The organism is Pseudomonadales bacterium, from assembly GCA_024234215.1.
Classification (GTDB): Bacteria; Pseudomonadota; Gammaproteobacteria; order Pseudomonadales; family UBA5862; genus JACKOQ01.
The window spans coordinates 56805-75436 of sequence record JACKOQ010000002.1; the positions used below are offsets into that span (position 1 = coordinate 56805).

The following is an 18632-nucleotide window of genomic DNA, read 5'->3' on the forward strand; positions in this document are numbered from 1 at the left end:
GTGCCTGCGGGTTGCCCACGGACTCAACCACGGTAGAGCGGATTGGCCAGATTGGCCTGGGTCACCCGGCCGATTGGCCCCAAGTGGTCGTACAGCACGGTCTCGACCATGCCGATGCCGCAAGGCTGCGCCAATGTGCGGGCATCGATGCAGATCCACTCCCCTTGCGGCAGACGGTGCAGGTTGAGGCTGATGTCGGTGTTGATGAAGCCCACATCCTCGGCCTGCAACTGACCGATGCCGTTGCCGAGATCGGAGAGCGCGGTCACCCGCATCAGCGGAGTGGTTTCGAGCCCATCGATCAGCGGGATCGGGATGCGCAACCAGGCGCAGCCGGCACCCTGCCCCTTGCCGCCGCTGACCCGCTTGACCTCGATCGCAGTATGAAAGCCGGGCAGCAGCGCAAAGGCTGACTCTCCGGCCGCCGCATCGCGGATGCCGGTGATGGCCAGACCCTCGGGGCCGGCGGGCTTGTCGGCTGCCGGCAACAGGTTGGCTGGCAGATCGATCGGCGTGCGACGCAGCATGACGCCGCTGGCACGGCAGACCTCGACTGCATCGGCCCACAGCGAGACCTGGACCACATGGATCTTGCGGCCGGCGCGCACCACCTCGGAACTCAACCGCAGCGGCGCCATCGGCACCGGACGGAACAGGTCGATGGTCATCCGGGCCAGCTGCATCTCGGGCGAAGGCAGCAGCTGCTCCAGCGCGTGGCCAATCAGCCCGGCCGGCGCTGCGCCATGCAGGGTAGCGGGACCCCACGGACTGCCGGCATTGGGTTGCGGATGGAAAAATTCGCCTTCACGAATGAACACGGCGTCGCTCATGGATGCTCCTCAGGGTTGGGTTGAGTGGTCTCAGGCCGATCGGATGGGGGGCCAAGCCGCTTGTCCTCGAAGCGGCAGAGGTCGGCCAGCGGACAGCGGTCGCAGTGCGGCTTGCGGGCGGTGCAGAGGTAGCGTCCATGCAGGATCAGCCAGTGGTGGGCGTCGTGCAGAAACGGCTTGGGCACCCGCTTCATCAATCCCTGCTCGACCTGCTGGACACTCTTGCCCGGCGCCAGACCGGTGCGGTTGGCGACGCGAAACAGGTGGGTGTCGACCGCAATCACCGGCTCGCCGAAGGCGGTGTTGAGCACCACGTTCGCAGTCTTGCGGCCGACGCCGGGCAGTGCCTCCAGTGCCGCGCGCGAATCGGGCACCTCGCCGCCATGGCGCTCGACCAGCAGCCTGCAGGTGGCGCTGATGTGTTCGGCCTTGCTGTTGAAGAGGCCGAGGGTGCGGATATGGCCCTTGATCGCCTCGCTGCCAAGCCGGGCCATCTCCTGCGCGGTGGGCGCGGCGGCGAACAGCGCCGGGGTGACCCGGTTGACGCTGACATCGGTCGCCTGGGCCGAGAGCATCACCGCAATCAGCAGCTCGAACGGGTTGCGGTAGTGCAGCTCGGTGGTCGGCTTGGGGTTGGCCGCCTGCAGGCGGCGAAAGAGTTCGTGACACTCGGCGGCACTGAGCAGGGCGCTCCTTCGCTTCGCCACCGGTTGCGACCCGTCAGCTCTTTTCGCCACCGCCATGGCGGATCATGTCGAGCAGCACCTTGTGGCAGCGCGGCGCGGCCGCGACGATGTCGCCACCGTCGAGAAAGTTCTGTCCGCCGGCATGGTCGCTGACCAGTCCGCCCGCCTCCTGTACCAGCAGCGCACCGGCGGCCAGATCCCAGGCTTGCAGATCGAGCTCCCAGTAGCCGTCATAGCGGCCAGCGGCCACATAGGCCAGATCGAGCGCGGCCGAACCGGCGCGGCGGATGCCGGACGTGACGCCGGCCAACTGCTCCAGCGTGCGAAAATAGTGGCTCACCTTGCCCTGCGTCTGCGCGGTGACCGGCTTGAACGGAAAGCCGGTGGCCAGCAGGGAGCCCGGAAAACTCTTGCGGTCGCTGACCCGTATCCGCCGTCCATTGAGCTGGGCGCCGGCGCCGCGGCTGGCCGTGAACTCCTCCTGCCGGAAGGGGTCGAGCACGATCGCCTGGTCGAGCTGGCCGCGATGGCGCAATCCGATCGAGACTGCGCAGTGCGGCACGCCATGCAGAAAATTGGTGGTGCCATCGAGCGGGTCGATCACCCACAGGTAGTCGCGGCCGGCACCGCGCCCCTCGATCAGCCCGCTCTCCTCGCCCAGAATGCCATGCTCCGGATAGCTGCGTTGCAGCGTCTCGATGATCAGCGCCTCGGCGGCCTTGTCGATCTCGGAGACATAGTCATGACGCCCCTTCTCCTCGACCTTGATCTGGCTGAGGCGGTCAATGGAGTAGGCGATCTTTTCGCCGGCCCGGCGCGCGGCGCGCTGGGCAATGGTCAGCATCGGGTGCATGGCGGGGCTTCGGCAGAGGGTGGTGCGGCATGATAGCAAAGAAGGCGGCCGACCCCGAGGTTCACGTCGGAATCAGCCGCGACACTGCGCAGTGCAAGGCGCTACTCTTCGAGGTACTTGCGCTTGCCGGTGACCCCTTTCCAGTCGTCGGCGTCGGCCGGCGCATCCTTTTTGTGGGTGATGTTGGGCCAGCTCTCGGCCAGACGGGCATTGATCTCGACGAACTCCTCCTGCCCGGCCGGCAGCTCGTCTTCGTCAAAGATCGCCTCCACCGGACATTCGGGCTCGCACAGACCGCAATCGATGCACTCGTCAGGGTGGATCACCAGAAAGTTGGGGCCTTCGTAGAAGCAGTCCACCGGGCAAACCTCGACGCAATCGGTGTACTTGCATTTGATGCAGTTCTCAGTGACCACGAATGTCATGCATATCTCCCTGACGCTGGGATGAAAAGGTGGATGAACAGCCAATGCGGCCTCGATGGGGGCAAAATTCTAGCAGAAGTTGACCCTGCGGGCAGTTCTGTCGCGGTGATCAGCGCGATGTCTCGGTCAGCGCCTTGAGCTGATAGAGCCACTCCAGCGCCTGCCGTGGCGTCATCCGGTCGGGATCGACCGCCTGCAACCGCTTGAGCACGCTGTGGGCCAGATCGACCGGCGCGAAGAGGTCACCCTGCAGCGGTGGTTCGGCCGAGGCCACCTGCGCCCCGCGCGACAGCGCCTCGAGCTGCATCAGCCGGGCCTCGGCGTCGGTGATCACCGCACCCGGCAGGCCGGCCAGCCGGGCGACATGGATGCCGTAGCTCTGGCTGGCCGCCCCCTCGCGCACGCCATGCAGAAAGACGATCCGCTCGCCATATTCGGTGGCGGCCAGATGCACGTTGGCCACCGCCGGCAACTGCTCGGCCAGCGCCGTCAGCTCGAAGTAGTGGGTGGCGAACAGGGTCAGGGCGCCGGCCCGTTCGGCCAGATGGCGGGCGCTGGCCCAGGCGAGCGCCAGACCGTCGAAGGTGCTGGTGCCACGGCCGATCTCATCCATCAGCACCAGGCTGTTGGCGGTGGCATGGTGCAGGATGTTGGCGGTCTCACTCATCTCCACCATGAAGGTCGAGCGCCCGCCGGCCAGGTCGTCGGCCGAACCGATGCGGGTGAAGATGCGGTCGATCGGCCCCAGAATCGCGCTGCGCGCCGGCACGAAGCTGCCGCTGTAGGCCAGCAGCGCAATCAGCGCGTTCTGCCGCATGTAGGTCGACTTGCCGCCCATGTTGGGGCCGGTGATGATCAGCATCCGCCGCTGGTCGTCGAGTTCGAGGTCGTTGGCGATGAAGGGGTCACTGCTGACCTGCTCCACCACCGGGTGGCGCCCCTGACGGATCTCGATGCGCGGCTGCGCGCAGAATTGCGGCCGCTGATAGCCGAGCGTGTGGGCGCGCTCGGCCAGGTTGGCCAGCAGGTCGAGCTCCGCCAGCGCCTCGGCGCTGGCCCGAAGCGGACCCAAGGAAAGGTTGAGGCTGTCGAGCAGCCCTTCGTAAAGCATTTTCTCCAGCGCCAGCGCCCGGCTCTGGCTGCTGAGCGCCTGCTCCTCGAACTGCTTCAGCTCCGGAATCATGAAGCGCTCGGCATGCTTGACGCTCTGCCGGCGCTGATACTCCGGCGGCGCCAGATCGGCCTGACTGCGGCTGATCTCGATGTAGTAGCCATGCACCCGGTTGTAGCGCACCTTGAGGCTGGAGAGCCCGGTGCGCTCCCGCTCGCGCAGTTCGATCTGCATCAAAAAGGCGCCGGCATCCTGACCCATGGCGCGCAACTGATCGAGCTCGGCGCTGAAGCCGGGAGCAATGACGCCGCCATCGCGCAGCAGCACCGGCGGCTCCGGCAGCAGCGCCGCCTCCAGCAGTTCGACCAGTTCAGGGAACAGCCCGACCGCCGCATCGAGCGCCAGCAGCCGCGGCGCGTCGACGCCATGCAGCAGCCGATGCAGATCCGGCAGCAGCCGCAACGCCTGCCCCAACCGGGTCAGATCCCGTGGGCGCGCCGAACGCAATGCCACCCGGCCCAGAATCCGCTCCAGATCATCCACCCGGCGCAGCAGGGCATGGATCTCTTCATGCCGGCGCCCATCGATCAACTGCTCGATGGCGAGATGGCGATGGCCCAACTGCTGCTGATCCCGCAGTGGCCGATGCAGCCAGCGGCTCAGCAGCCGGCTGCCCATCGGGGTCGCCGTCCGGTCGAGCACCGACAGCAGCGTGTTGCTGCGTCCACCGGCGAGATTGCGGTCGATCTCCAGGTTGCGGCGGGTGGCGCTGTCGAGCAGCACGCTGTCGTCGCGGTGCTCCACCTCCAGCCGCTCCAGATGGGGCAGCTCGCTGCGCTGGGTGGCGCGGGCATAGTGCAGCAGCGCCCCGGCAGCGCCGATGGCCAGCCGCAACCCTTCGCAGCCGAAACCGGCCAGGCTCCGGGTGCGGAACTGGCGCGTCAATGCGGCCTGGGCACTGTCATGGTCGAACTCCCAGTTCGGACGCTGCCGCAGCAGCGGCTGGTACGGCTTGGGCAACGTGAGGCTCAACGACTCATCGATCAGCAGCTCGGCCGGCTGCAACCGCCCCAGCTCTTCGATCAGCGCCGTCGGCGACTCGGGCTCGCAGAGGCGAAAGCGGCCACTGCTCAGCTCCAGGCTGGCGATGCCGAAGCGCTGGCCATCGCCGCTGATCGCCACCAGCAGGTTCTCGCGGTCCGACTCCAGCAGTGCTTCATCACTGATGGTCCCGGGCGTCACCACCCGCACCACCTTGCGCTCCACCGGCCCCTTGCTGCTGGCGGGATCGCCGATCTGCTCGCAGATCGCCACCGACAGCCCCAGCCGGGTCAGCTTGGCCAGATAACCCTCGGCCGCATGGTGCGGCACACCCGCCATTGGAATCGGCTCCCCGGCCGACTGCCCGCGGCTGGTCAGCGTGATGCCGAGCAGTTGCGCGGCCTGCCGGGCGTCATCGTAGAACAGCTCGTAAAAGTCCCCCATGCGGTAAAACAGCAAGGCATCGGGGTGCTCCACCTTCAGCCGCAGATACTGTTGCATCATCGGCGTGTGCTTCTCCACGGCACCCGCAGCGGGCAAAGGGCTGTGCTGCTGCTTCAACTGACCTGCATCCTGAACCTGTTGCGGGGGTGAAATTGTAGCCGGTTCGGGGCGGCGGCAGGGCCTCTTCCACCGATCAGACAGATTGCCTGCCTCACTCAAAAGGGAAAACGGAAAAACGGGCTCAGTCTGAGCCATCCCGGGATTGATGGACGGTTGCAGGTTCAAGTCCTGCAAGGCCCACCAAATCACCACCGTAAAACTGTTTGCCGAAGTGAGAATTGGCGGCCACGGTTTTCTGCCAAAGCGGAGCAGAAACCAGAAAACCGTGGTCTGTCCCCAATTCCACCGGGACGAGGTGATGCGGTGTTTGAAGCGGTACCTTCCCGACTACGAAGGGGGCGAGCAGCGTGTTTGCGATGACCCGCGATCGTTTGGCAACCGCCACGCAGCGCGCACAAGCGCTGGCCGACAGGTTTTCAGCCCATGACGGGCGCGAGCCCTACACCGCCATCGGCGAGCTGGTGACGCTGCTCACCGGGCTGCAGAGTTGATCGGCACCACGCCCCATCATTGCCGTTCTGTCGCTCACGAGAGCAGGTTGAACAGCGACAGGCGGCTCAGGGTGGCATAGCTCTGCTGTGCGGCCTGCAGCGCGGCCGTCTGCTGGCTGAGGCGGCTGATCGCCTCGGTGAAGTCGAGGTCTTCGAGGTTGGTGAGCACCTCCTTGGTCTGCAGGGTGCTCTGCTGGTGGTTGGACTCCAGCGCGTCGAGGCTGTTGAGCCGGGCACCGACCTGGGCGCGGGCCTGACTGATGCGGTCGCGCGATGCATCCATCTGCTGAATCGCATCGGCGATGGCTTCGCTGCGCTGGGCCGTGTTGAGACTGGCGTCGGTGATGCTTCGGGCCAGGGCATCGACGCTGGTGAGCAGATCCTGCCGGCCGGCGGCGGCAACGGTCAGGGTGAGCCTGTCGCCGCTTTGCGGCGCGCCGCTCAATTTGATCTGGGTGCCGGCGAATTCGAGCTCCATGCCGGCGACGTAGTCGATCGGGGTGCCGGGCAGATAGCCGGCGGGCACTCCTTTCTGGATCGCCACTGGAATGTTGGCCGGCTGCTCGGTGATGACGAACTGGCTGGCCGAGGTGAAGTCGATCGACAGGCTCTTGCCGGCCCAGCCGTCGACCTGCGCCTGGTCGGTGACGATCGGCTGCGCGGTGGTGACGGTTCCGGTATTGCTGGCGGCCGCCGTCGCCGTGACGTTGCGCGGCGCCAGCAGGTCAACGAAGAGCCAGCGGCCATCATGCCCCAGCGGCATGGTGACACCCGGAGCGACCGTCAGTTCGGCAATGCCCTCGTCGCCCTGAAACGAGAAGGCACCGCTGGCGTCGCTGGCAAAGGGCGCGGTGTTGGCCTGATAGCCGGAGAAGAGGTAGTGACCATCGCCATCGCGGCTGTTGAGCTGACCCAGAAGCTGGTCGCGCAGTGCCCGCAGTTCGCTGGCGATGCCGGCGCGGTCGGCCGTGTTCAGCGCGCCGCTTTCGCTCTGGATCGCCAGTTCGCGCACCCGTTGCAGGCTGTTGGTGATCTGATCGAGCGTGGTGTCTTCTGAAGAGATGCGCTGGCGCGCGGCGGTGATGTTGTCGAGGTAGCGCTGGGTGGACTGCTCTTCGGCCCGCAGGCGCTGGATGGCGACGAAGGCGACGACGTCGTCGCCGGCCTGGGTGACGCGCTTGCCGGTCGCCAGCTGGTCATGAGTCTCCAGCAGCTTGCTCTGGTTATCGAGAATGGCGTTGCGCGCCTGGGCGTAGAACTGCATGGTCGAGATGCGCATGGCGGATCAACTCCTCGGTCAGCGGCCCACTGAGTTGAGCAGGGTGTCGAACAGTTCGCTGGCCACCTGAATCAGCCGGGCCGAGGCGTTGTAGCTGTTCTGGAATTCGATCATCTTGGCGGCCTCCTCATCGAGGTTGACGCCCGACATCGCGTCGCGCTGGGCCTGGCTCTGCCGCAGCGAGGCATCGGCGGAGTCGAACGCCACCTTGGCACGGGCTGCGAGGGTGCCGACGCGGCCAGTCATCACCCGGTCGCTCTCGATCAGTGCCAGGGTGCCCTGCTCCAGCAGCGGCCGGTTGCCCAGCGCACCCAGCGCCAGTGCATTGCGGTTGTCACCCACTGCCTGACTGTTGAACTGCACGGTGAAGCTGTCGCCAGCAACCGGGCTGCCGCTCATCGTCACCTTGAGTCCCAGTGCCGCGGGGATCATGCCGCTGGCGCCGCTGGGGGGATAGGGCAGTCCGGCCGCCACCGTGGCGCTGTTGCCGTCGGTCACCGTGTAGGCAGTACCGCTGGTGAAGGTGATACGCAACGGCAGCGCCAGGGTGCTGGCGTCGTAGGGACCACGGTCGGTCATCTCCACCGTGGTCAGCGCCCCGCTGCCCTGATTGGTCAGGGTTGCACTGCCGCGCACCGGTTGCGCCAGGGCCAGGCTTTGTGGTCTGGAGACCGCCATGGCCATGGAGTTGGGCACGGCGCGAAACGGCGTGATCAGGTAGTGGTCGCCGGCACGGAAGGTGCCCGAGGTCAGATCGATCTGCACTCCATCGACACTGATGCTGGCCGGCAGCGTGCCAAAGTTGCCGCTGGAGATCTGCACATTGTCGCTCAGCCGGGTCAGGGTGTACTGGTCGTTGGCCGGGCCGATCAGGTCGAGCTTGTAGTCGCTGCTCTTGAACTGTGCCGGGTCGAGCAGTTGCACCGCCATCACCTGATCCTTGGGTGGCGGGTTGTTCAGGTTCGGCTGCACCCGCTGGGCGGCCAGTGTGGCGCTGTTGGGGTCGGCAAAGAACAGCCCGCCCATCCGGCCTTCCAGGTCGACACCCAGTTGATGCTGCTGGTTGACCAGCAGCGCAATGCTGCCGCCGATGCGCCCCAGTTCGGTCAGTGTCGGTGCCAGCGCCTGGTCACGGTAGTCGAGCAGTCCGCCCAGTTGCCCGCCCAGACTGCCGCTGCTGAGTGACTGCCGCTGCGTGCCCAGCTGCAGGTAGAGCAGTGAACGGGCGTTGTCGTTGGGATCAGGCCCACTGCTGACGCTGCTGGCCTGTCCGCCCACCACCAGTGCGCTGCCCTTGTCGAGCATGACGTTGATCGAGCCATCGCTCTGGCTGATGGTGTTGATCTGCACCAGCTCCGACAGTTTGCGCAGCAGTTGGTCGCGCTGATCGAGCATGTCGTTCGGCTGTGTGCCACTGCCATTGCCCGAGAGCACGGCGATGTTGATGTTGAGCCGGGCAATGGCACTGCTCAACTCGTTGATCTGGCCGCTCAAGGTATCGAGTTGCTGATTGACATCCTTGATGCGCTGGCCAAGGTCGCCCCCCAGCGTCTGAAAGCGGTTCGCCAGCCCACGCGCATCACCCAGCAGCACCTCACGCGCGGTCACCGACGATGGCGACTGGGCCACCGCCTGGAATGACAGAAAGAATCGGTTCAGGTCGGTGGTCAGCCCGGAATTTTCGCTCGACAGCATCTTGTCGAGCGCATCGAGCCCGCTCTGCATCGCCTGCGTCTGCTGCTTCTGCGAGCTGTCGAGCATGATCTGTCGGGTCAGGAACTGGTCGGCAACACGACGGACCTGGTCGATCGTCACCCCGCTGCCAACGAAAAAGGAACCATCACGCTGCGCCGGGCGGGTCGAAAGATTGGCCTCCTGCCGGCTGTAACCCTCGACATTGGCATTGCTGATGTTCTGACCCGTGACCGACAGGTTGAGCCGGTTGGCCTGAATCCCCGAAAGACTGATGTTGAGCAGATCACCCGCCATGGTTCAGGGTTCTCACTGATAGGAAGTGGTGCCAGCGGCGGACTGGTTCATGGCCAGCGGCGCCTGCTGGATCGAGTCACCGCGGTAGATCGCCATCACCTTGCGCGCATAGTCCGGGTCGGTGGCATAACCGGCCTGTTGCAGCGCCTGGATGTAACCGCGCGCGGTGCCGGCCTGGCGCAGCGCCTCCTGATAGCGCGGCTGCTCGCGAATGAAGCGGGCGTAGTCGGCAAAACTCTCTTCATAGGAGCCATAGGCGCGAAAGGCGGCCCGCTCCCTGACTGCCACGCCGTCGCGGTACTCCAGCGTGTCGACCCACACCTTCGGACCCTGCCAGCTCGCATCGGCCTTGATGCCGAACAGGTTGAAGCTGTTCTCGCCCCGGCTGCCGCTGATCATCCGCTGCCCCCAGCCGGTTTCGAGCGCCGCCTGCGACAGCAGCAGCCGCGGATCGACGCCGAGAATGGAGGCCGCCTGCCGTGCCGCCGGATAGAGCTGCTGCGAAAAGGCTTCGGACGAGCTGAAACCGGTCGCATCCTGATCCCAGAGCAGGCTCTGCACCCCGAGTCGCGGCACTTTGAACGGCGGCGCCGATGGGGCTTCCAGTGGCACGGGGTCGCGGTGGCGCATGGCCAGTTGGGCTGCGCGCAGATCGAGATTCGGGTTGCGCGCCGGCGCCGCGTAGCCCATCGACGCCAGCGCCTCGGGCGTCCCGGTCTCGCCGCCTTGCAGTTGCCGCAACACGACCTCGGCCAGCCCGATGCCGCTGCCGTTCATCACGCTCAACTGGTTGTCGAGCATCTCCTGATAGATTTCGCTCTCGTGGCTGCTGAAGGGGCTGTCGCCGATCAATGCCCGGTTCGCATCGCGCATCGCCTTGGTCATCATCTGCACGAACATCGACTCGAACTGCCGCGCCGCCGCAGCCAGCCGCTGCGGATCCTGCGGATCACCGCCCCGGCCCAGTTGCTGCACCGAGGCCAGATCGTTGTAGAGGGGGCTCTGGTCGACTTTCATGCTGGTCGCCGCACCTCAGATCACCACCAGTTCAGCCCGCAGCGCACCGGCCTCTTTCAGCGCCTCCAGAATCGCCATCAGGTCGCTCGGCGCCGCGCCGACACCATTGACCGCCCGCACGATGGTGTCGAGCGACACGCCGGCATCGAACTTGAACATGTGGCCATTGCCTTCGGAGACCTCGATCTTGCTGTCAGGCACCACCACGGTCTGTCCCGGCGAAAAGGCACCCGGCTGGCTGACCCGCGGATTTTCCGAGATGGTGACCGTCAGGCTGCCATGGGTCACCGCCGCCGGCGCCACCTGGACATGCTGACCGATGATGATGGTGCCGGTGCGGGAGTTGATCACCACCCGCGCGGCCGCGTCGCCGGGCGTGACTTCGATGTTCTCCAGCATCGACAGGAATTCGACCCGCTGCGCCATGTCGATCGGCGCCATCACCCGGATCGACGAGGCGTCGATTGCGGTGGCGGCACGCGGACCCATGAAGCTGTTGATCGCCTCGGTGACCCGTCGTGCCGTGGTGAAGTCGGCACGGTTGAGGTTGAAGACCACGCTCTCGCCCTGTCCGAAGCTGCTCTGCACCATCCGCTCCACGGTGGCGCCACTGGGAATGCGGCCGGTGCTCGGCACGTTGACGGTGATGCGTGAACCGTCATTGCCGCTGGCATCGAAGCCAGCCACCACCAGATTGCCCTGCGCCACGGCGTAGATCTGTCCATCGGTGCCACGCAACGGCGCCAGCAGCAGGCTGCCGCCACGCAGACTCTTGGCATTGCCGATCGAGGAGACGGTCACATCGATGCTCTGGCCCGGCTTGGCGAATGCCGGCAGTTGCGCATGGATCGCCACCGCCGCGACGTTCTTCAGCTTTGGATCGATACCGGGTGGCAGCGCGATGCCGAACTTGGCCATCATGTTGCTGAAGGTCTGGTCGGTGAAGGGTGCCTTGTCGCCGGTGCCATTCAGGCCGACCACCAGCCCGTAGCCCACCAGCTGATTGGTGCGCACACCGGCCACACTGGCCAGATCCTTCAGCCGGTCGGCCAGCGTGACGCTGGACAGCGCCATCAGCAGCAGTCCGCACAGGAGTCCAGGACGAATCGATCGCATCGGTTCACTCTCGCTAGAAGGGCCAGATCGGGCTGTTGAAGAAGCGCGCCAGCCAACCCATCGCCGAGGCATCGGCCACTTCGCCGGTCCCGCCGTAGGAGATGCGCGCGTTGGCCAGCTTGGTCGAGGGGATGGTGTTGCTGGTGGAGATGTCCTCGGAACGCAGCAGGCCGCGGATGCGCACATACTCATCGCCCCGGTTGAGCGAGATCCACTTCTCGCCGCGCACCTCCAGCAAGCCATTGGGCAGCACATTGACCACGGTGACGGTGATGCTGCCGCTCAGGCTGTTGCTCTGGTCGGAGCTGCCCTCGCCATCGAACTTGCGCTTCGCATCGAGCGAGGCGCTCAGGTCGTTGCCCTGGATGCTGACATCGTGGCCAAACAGCGACGGATTGGCGATGGTGGCCGACTCATCCTTCTGGGTGCTGGTCTTGGCGCTCTTCTTCGAGGCGGTGTTCTCGGTCAGCAGGATGGTGACCACATCGCCGACCCGCTGCGCCCGCCGGTCGCCGAACAGCTGCACCATCTGGCCATCCTGATAGATGGCGCCGTTCACCTGTGAGGTCGGCATCAGGCGATCGGGCGAGACCGGCGCATAGGCCGGATCATCCGGCTTGACCGGCAGCACGTCACAGCCGACCAGACTCAGCAGCGACAGCAGCAGCAGGCTCATCCGGCGGCTGTTTCGCGCTCGCTTGCGGCCGGTCGCGACAGTGGTCATCAGCGGATACCTCTCACCATCGTGCTTCACCGGTTACAGGGTCTGACCCAGGTATTGCAGCATCTGGTCGGCGGTGGAGATCACCTTCGAATTCATCTCGTAGGCGCGCTGGGTGGTGATCATGTTGACCATCTCTTCGACCACACTGACGTTGGAATTCTCCAGCGAGCCCTGCTTCAGACTGCCCAGCCCATCCAGTCCGGCGGTGCCCACCTGCGGCGTGCCGCTGGCGGTGGTTTCACGAAACAGGTTGTCGCCGATCGCTTCGAGTCCGGCCGGATTGACGAAGTTGGCCAGCTGAATGGTGCCCACTTCGGTCGGCGAGGTGGCACCGGCGGTCAGCACGCTGACCACGCCATCCTGACCGATGGTGATGTTCTTGGTGTTCTCCGGAATGGTGATGGCCGGCTCCAGCGGCAGCCCGTTGGTGGTGACGATCTGACCTTCGGAGTTGAGGCTGAACTGCCCGTCGCGGCTGTAGCTGATGCTGCCGTCGGGCATGGTGATCTGAAAGAAGCCCTGACCGTTGATCGCCATGTCGAGCGGCTGCTCGGTCACCTGCAGCGTGCCCTGGCTGAAAACTTTCTGTGTGCCGGCCGTGCGCACCCCGGTGCCGAGTTGCAGGCCCGAGGGCAACTGGTACTCCTGGGTCGAGAGCCCGCCGGGCTGCTTGTCGATCTGATAGAGCATGTCCTCGAACATCGCCCGATCGCGCTTGAAGCCCATGGTCGAGACATTGGCGAGGTTGTTGGAGATGACCCGCAGTGCGGTGTCCTGCGCACTCAATCCGGTTTTGCTGACCCAAAGCGCACCATTCATGTCGTCTTTTCCTGCTTGCCGTGTTGATCGAATCGCGCCCCCGTGAGGCGGCAGTTTTCTGGCGCCGTGGCCACCCCGTTACATCTGCAGAATCCGCGTCGATTGCGCGGCGTTCTCTTCAAAGGTCTTCATCATCTTCACCTGCATCTCGAACTGCCGCGCCAGCGTAATGATTTCGCTCATCGACTCGACCGCGTTGACATTGCTGCGCTCGATGGCGCCCGACTCGACCCGCACCGTGGCATCGGCCTCGGCGACTGCGCCAGCGGCCAGCCGGAACAGACCATCCTGCTCCTTGCGCAACTGCCGGGCGTCCGGATTGACCAACTTGATCCGGTCCACCTCGGTCAGCGTCTGTCCATCCCCGCCCTGGGGCACGATCGAGAGGGTGCCATCCGCGCCGATCTGTATCTTCTGCGCCGGCGGCACCGCGATGGCGCCGCCGTTGCCGAGCACCGGCAGACCGCTGGCGGTGGTCAACTGCCCCAGTGCATCGATGCGCAGATCGCCGGCGCGGGTGTAGGCTTCGCGCCCATCCGGGCCACTCACCGCGATCCAGCCCTCACCCGCCACGGCGATGTCGAGCGGGTTGCCGGTCTGCGTCAGCGTGCCCGACGAGAGGTCCGATCCGGGCCGTTCGGTCATCGCGTAGACCCGGCTCGGATGGTGCTCGCCAAACACCGGCATGCTGCGCGCCTGCGCCAGATCGCTGCGAAAGCCAGTGGTGTTGATGTTGGCCAGGTTGTTGGCATGGATGGTCTGCGCCCGCATGGTCTGCGCGGCACCACTCATGGCGACATACACTCCGCGGTCCATTGTCTGCTCCGGTTGAATCGCTGTTGATCTGTCAATGCAGATCGCGGGCCAACTCAATCCGTCGGTTTATTGACAGAGCCCCTTCATAAAAAGCCAATCAAAAACAATCCGTTATGAAAAAAGATTGCAGACAGCGCCGCAGCGGCACGCCGACGTGCAGATTTTTCCGCCGGGGCGGCAGAGCATGGAGAGGAGGGCGGCAACGGCTTGCCGCCGGTGCATGAAGCGGGGATGGCGACAAAATCGGGGCCACTGCGCAACGACAACGGCCCCTTCACGACTCAGTCAAGCGCGTCGCTATCGCAAATTGAGCAGCGACTGGGTGACGGCGTCATAGGTCTGAATGGTCTTGGCATTGGCCTGATAGTTGCGTTGGGCCACGATCAGCCTGACCAGTTCGTTGGAGAGATCGGCATTCGACTCCTCCAGTGCACCCGACTGCAACACGCCAAGACTCGACGAACCCGGCGTGTTGACGACCGGCGCGCCGGAGTCATAGGTCTCGACCCAGCGGGTGCCGCCGGTCGGGCTCAACCCCTGCGGATTGGAGAAGTTGGCCAGCGCCACCTGCCCCAGAATTTTCGACTGGCCGTTGGTGAAGCGCGAGAAGATCTGCCCGCCGGTGGCGATCTCGATGCCGCTCAGCCGGCCCGATGCATAGCCATCCTGACTCAGCGCATTGACCGCGAAGGGACCGCCATACTGGGTGGAGGAATCCATCTCCACCACGAAGGCCGAACTGGTCGAGGGCACCGGCAGCGGCAGTGTGGTCCCGGGTGAGCCCTGCAGTGCGCCATTGTCGGCGCCATTGGCATCCTTCGGGCTCCAGTTGGAGATCAGTATCGAATCGGAGTTGGCGCTGTCGAGGCTGCCATCGGCATTGAACACCAGCCGATAACTCGCCTGGGTCGGCAGCGACGAGTTGGGCAGCGGATCACCGACATCGCGACCATCGATCTTGACGTAGAGCGTCCAGGCGTTGTCGAGGCCGCTCTTGTAGACCGACTCCTTGACGAAATATTGACTCAGGGTGTGGGCATTGCCCAGGCTGTCATAGATGGTGGCCGAGGTGGCGTGGCTGTAGCTGTCCTGCTGGGAGGGGTCGAAGGTGTTGCTGGCAATCACCGGACCGGTCGAGGGCGTACCAGGAAAGACCGCCCCGTCACCGCTGCCGGTCACATAGCTGTAGTTCTCGCTGGTGGTCAGCGCGACCGTGCCACCGACCGTGGCAAAGCCATTGCCTGCATTCAGGGTCGATGCAGCGCTGTCACCCGGGCCACGCAGCGCGACGGAGCCGGTGCCGGTGATCGAGAAATCGATGTCCTGACCACTGTTCTGGGTGATGGTCATCGAACCGCCACCATTGTCGACCGCCGAGAAGCCACTCATCGCATTGATCTGACTGACCCAGGCCGCGACCGTGTTGCCGGTCAGCGCGGTCCCGTTCAGTGAGAACTCCCCGGTGGCCACCCCGGTGATCGCCGACAGCGTGACGCTGGTCTGCGCTGAAGCCGAGACGCCGGAGTGGTTCAGCGCATTGATTCCGGCCGCGATGGCCGCTGCACTCTGCCCGCTGCTGCTGGCAAGACTCACTGCCTGACCGGTGTCGTTGTTCTTCAACTGCAAGGATCCCGTGCCATAGCCGTTGGTCACGGCAGAAGTCGTCCCGAGCTGCACCTTGCCGATGCTGCTGCCGCTCATGGCGGCGCTGTAGCTGCGCTGCTCCGGCGGCGTCTCCCGTGCATCGAGGTTGAGCCGGGCCTTGACCTGCGCGGTCAGCTTGGGTGCCAGCTCCTGGGTCTGGATGCGCAAATCGGAAATATTGGCCGCCAGCGCACCGCTGCCTGAAGCCAGGAATCCCTGGAAACGGTCGCCGGTGCTGTTCACCAGATAACCATCCTTGTCCAGACTGGTCACGCCGGCCCGGGTGTAGGAGCGCGACCCATCCTTGGACAGAATGAAGAAGCCATCACCGTTGATCGCCAGATCGAGGCTGTTGTTGGTGAAGTTGATGTTGCCCTGCGAGAACTGCTGCGACACCTTGTTCAGGTTGACACCGTTGCCGATTGCGGTACGGCCGGAGCCGACCAGCGCCGACGCATAGACGTCACCGAATTCGGCGCGCGATGCCTTGAATCCGGTGGTGCTGGCATTGGCGATGTTGTTGCCGGCAACGCCCAGTTCGGTGTTGGCGGCCCGCAGACCCGAGACGGCTGTGTCGAATGACATGTGCTAACCCCTTATCAATCTGTTGAGCTATTGGACTTTTCTGACTTCGTTGGCCGAGACCGCTCCGACGCCGGCCACATTCAGCATCAGGCTGCCATCACGTCCCAGCGTGACGCTGTTGACGTTGGCATTGAGCAGCACCGGCACCTCTTCGGCCTTGCCGGTCACACCCTGGATGGTGGCAACGACCTGGTAACGGCCCGCCGGCAACTGCTCGCCCAGCTCGGTCGTGCCGTCGAAACTGAACGGCAGACTCCCGGCCTTCTGCGCACCCAGCGCAAACTGCCTGACCAGGGCCCCCGACTCGGTGCTGATGTTGAGCAGCAGGCTGTCGGTGTTGTTCGGCAACTCGATCTCGCCACTCAACGGCTTGCCGCCGCCCAGCTCACCCACCTTGCTCGGCACCTGCACCGTGCGCCCCACCAGCGCCGTGGCCTGCAGCGCCTGCGACGAGCGCATGCTGCCGCCATAGCCTGCGACCGTCTCATTGAGCGTGTTGATGCCCTCGACGGTGCTGAACTGCGCCAGTTGCGCCAGAAACTCACCACCGTTCTGCGGGTCGAGCGGGCTCTGGTTCTTCAACTGGGCGACCATCAGCTCCAGAAACTGGTTCTTGTCATCGCCGGCCTTTTTGACATCGGGCCTTTTGCTGATTTCGGCATAGAGATCGGTGGCCGACTGCACACCCGTGACATTGCTCATCATCCTGCTCCAACTGGTTTGCCCTGTTCCCCGTCACGCACCATGGCGCTTTACCCGCCCAGCTTCAGGGTCTGCACGATCATCTCCTTGGCCGTGTTCATCATTTCGACATTGACCTGATAGGAGCGGGAGGCCGAAATCATGTCGGCCATCTCTTCGATCGGATTGACGTTGGGGTAGTAGACATAGCCATCCTGATCGGCCATCGGATGTTCCGGCTGATAGCGCGGCTGCAACGGCGCCTGACTCTCGACGATGCCCGCCACCTCGACACCGGCCTGCGCCGCCGCTGCTTCGCCGAACAGACCCTGCTCCATCACCTGCTGCTGCACCGCCGAAAAAACCGGATGGCGCGCACGGTAGGTGCGGTCGATGCTGCTGCTGGCCGAATCGGCGTTGGCCAGGTTGCTGGAGGTGGTATTGAGGCGCACCGTCTGTGCGCTCATCGCCGAACCGGCGATGTCGAAGATCTGACCCAGTGACATCTCACTCTCCTTTGATGGCGCGGCTGAGGCCATCGAAACGTCCGCGCAGCAGCGTCAGACTGGTTTGATAGTGCAGCAGATTCTTGGCGAATTCGGCCTGCTCGGTCTGCAGATCGACACTGTTGCCATCGATCGAGGGTTGCAGCGGCTGGCGATAGGCCACCTGCTGGTCGAAGCCTTCGGCGCCACCCACCGACAGGTGGGTGTCACGGGTACGCAGCAGCCCGCTGGTCGACCTCCTCCCATCATCCTGTTGCGCCAGCAGACGGCTGAAGTCGATGTCCTGCGCCTGGTAGCCCGGGGTGTCGCTGTTGGCGATGTTGTTGGCCAGCAACTCGGCACGGCGAGCGGCCAGTTGCAGGGCCTGCGGATGAAGCCCGAGCGCGCGGTCGAAGTTGATGGCCATGACTCTGCTCCTGATGACGTCAGGTATCAGATAGCAAAGTCAATGCCAAAATATTTTGTTATTGTTTTACAAAGAATTGTAAAGAGAATTCGTGGAATGCAGGCGTGAACGGCAAACTCTTGCCAGCCTGCCGGATGCCCGGCACGGCACCTTCTTGCCGGCCGACCCGGCAAGGAGAGTTCAGCAGGCGCGATGGATCACGCCAGGATTGCAGTACTCCATCTGGTAGCAGTGCCCCAGATCGAGGGTGGTTTCGGAGGCACCCAGCAGCAGCGAGCCGCCCGGCTTGAGCCGTCCGCGCAGCCGCCGCAGAATCTCCCGCTTCAACTCCATTCGGAAGTAGATCAACACATTGCGGCAGAAGATCAGATCAAAGTTGCCCAGGGCGGTGAAATCCTCCAGCAGGTTGATCTGCCGGAAACTGATCCGCCCGCGCACTGCCGGCTTGACCTGATACCCGCCCTCGACCGGATCGAAAAAGCGCTTTCTGCGCTCCAGCGACAGACCGCGCGCCAGGGCGCTCTCGGCATAGATGCCGGACTGTGCCTGCTGCAGCACCTGCGAGGAGAGATCGGTTGCGACGATTTCGATGCCACCGGCAAAGGCAGCGAGCTGCGATGACAGATACTCCTCGACCACCATCGCGATCGAGTAGGGCTCCTGACCCGAGGAGCAGGCCGCCGACCAGATTCTGACCCGCTGCTTCGACCTGGCCAGCTCCGGCAGCAGACGTTCACGCAAGATATCGAACGGATAGCCATCGCGAAACCACATGGTTTCGTTGGTCGTCATCGCATCCAGCACCGATTTGCGCAACTGCCGCTGCTGGGTCGACTCAAGACGCCTGGCCAGCTCGCCAAGCGTCCCGATGCCCTGCTCGCGCATCAGCGTGCCAACGCGACTCTTGACCAGGTACTCCTTGCCATCGCCCAGCACGATGCCGCAGCTGCGTTCGAGGAAATCGCGAAAAAGCCGGTAATCGCCGCTTTCAATCGTCAAGGCTCACCTCGTCATCTCTCGCCACTGGCCAACCTCCACGCCTTGCAACC

17 protein-coding genes are annotated in these 18632 nt (G+C 64.6%); all 17 read right to left on the reverse strand.

Features of this window, described 5'->3' with window-relative positions; all coding sequences use genetic code 11:
* Positions 1-23: 23 nt before the first annotated feature.
* Positions 24-830, reverse strand: a complete 807-nt coding sequence (locus tag H7A13_04565; GenBank protein MCP5332613.1) for a thioesterase family protein — start codon at positions 828-830, stop codon at positions 24-26.
* Positions 827-1573 (reverse strand): endonuclease III, encoded by a 747-nt coding sequence (gene nth / locus H7A13_04570; protein ID MCP5332614.1) that lies wholly within the window; start codon positions 1571-1573, stop codon positions 827-829. The genes H7A13_04565 and nth overlap by 4 nt, the downstream gene beginning before the upstream one ends.
* A complete protein-coding gene (locus H7A13_04575; protein ID MCP5332615.1) occupies positions 1551-2369 on the reverse strand; it encodes an inositol monophosphatase in 819 nt (272 codons plus the stop codon). Before H7A13_04575 ends, nth begins: the two co-directional genes overlap by 23 nt.
* 101 nt (positions 2370-2470) lie before the next feature.
* Positions 2471-2794 (reverse strand): ferredoxin family protein, encoded by a 324-nt coding sequence (locus tag H7A13_04580; protein MCP5332616.1) that lies wholly within the window; start codon positions 2792-2794, stop codon positions 2471-2473.
* Between the two features lie 109 nt (positions 2795-2903).
* Positions 2904-5645, reverse strand: coding sequence for a DNA mismatch repair protein MutS (gene mutS / locus H7A13_04585; GenBank protein MCP5332617.1), 2742 nt, complete (start codon positions 5643-5645; stop codon positions 2904-2906).
* Positions 5646-6035: 390 nt separating this feature from the next.
* Positions 6036-7280 carry a flagellar hook-associated protein FlgL gene (gene flgL / locus H7A13_04590; GenBank protein MCP5332618.1) on the reverse strand — a complete coding sequence of 415 codons (1245 nt, stop codon included), beginning with the start codon at positions 7278-7280 and terminating at the stop codon, positions 6036-6038.
* An 18-nt stretch (positions 7281-7298) separates the two neighbouring features.
* The gene (gene flgK / locus H7A13_04595; GenBank protein ID MCP5332619.1) at positions 7299-9269 is read right to left on the reverse strand and encodes a flagellar hook-associated protein FlgK; all 1971 of its coding nucleotides are present in this window, start codon (positions 9267-9269) and stop codon (positions 7299-7301) included.
* Positions 9270-9281: 12 nt separating this feature from the next.
* Positions 9282-10286, reverse strand: coding sequence for a flagellar assembly peptidoglycan hydrolase FlgJ (flgJ, locus tag H7A13_04600; protein MCP5332620.1), 1005 nt, complete (start codon positions 10284-10286; stop codon positions 9282-9284).
* 15 nt (positions 10287-10301) lie between these two features.
* Positions 10302-11402, reverse strand: coding sequence for a flagellar basal body P-ring protein FlgI (locus tag H7A13_04605; protein MCP5332621.1), 1101 nt, complete (start codon positions 11400-11402; stop codon positions 10302-10304).
* Positions 11403-11415: 13 nt separating this feature from the next.
* Complete coding sequence (gene flgH, locus H7A13_04610) at positions 11416-12078, reverse strand: flagellar basal body L-ring protein FlgH (GenBank protein MCP5332622.1); 663 nt, start codon at positions 12076-12078, stop codon at positions 11416-11418.
* 81 nt (positions 12079-12159) lie between these two features.
* Positions 12160-12945: a flagellar basal-body rod protein FlgG gene (gene flgG / locus H7A13_04615; protein MCP5332623.1), complete on the reverse strand. Its 786-nt coding sequence runs from the start codon at positions 12943-12945 to the stop codon at positions 12160-12162.
* Between the two features lie 78 nt (positions 12946-13023).
* Entirely contained in the window at positions 13024-13761 is a 738-nt protein-coding gene (flgF, locus tag H7A13_04620; GenBank protein ID MCP5332624.1) for a flagellar basal-body rod protein FlgF, read from the reverse strand.
* A gap of 297 nt (positions 13762-14058) precedes the next feature.
* Entirely contained in the window at positions 14059-15990 is a 1932-nt protein-coding gene (locus tag H7A13_04625; GenBank protein MCP5332625.1) for a flagellar hook protein FlgE, read from the reverse strand.
* 27 nt (positions 15991-16017) lie between these two features.
* Positions 16018-16692, reverse strand: a complete 675-nt coding sequence (locus H7A13_04630; protein MCP5332626.1) for a flagellar hook assembly protein FlgD — start codon at positions 16690-16692, stop codon at positions 16018-16020.
* Positions 16693-16742: 50 nt separating this feature from the next.
* Complete coding sequence (gene flgC, locus H7A13_04635; GenBank protein ID MCP5332627.1) at positions 16743-17177, reverse strand: flagellar basal body rod protein FlgC; 435 nt, start codon at positions 17175-17177, stop codon at positions 16743-16745.
* A 1-nt stretch (position 17178) separates the two neighbouring features.
* Complete coding sequence (gene flgB / locus H7A13_04640) at positions 17179-17583, reverse strand: flagellar basal body rod protein FlgB (protein ID MCP5332628.1); 405 nt, start codon at positions 17581-17583, stop codon at positions 17179-17181.
* Positions 17584-17763: 180 nt separating this feature from the next.
* Positions 17764-18582, reverse strand: a complete 819-nt coding sequence (locus tag H7A13_04645) for a protein-glutamate O-methyltransferase CheR (GenBank protein MCP5332629.1) — start codon at positions 18580-18582, stop codon at positions 17764-17766.
* Positions 18583-18632: the final 50 nt, after the last annotated feature.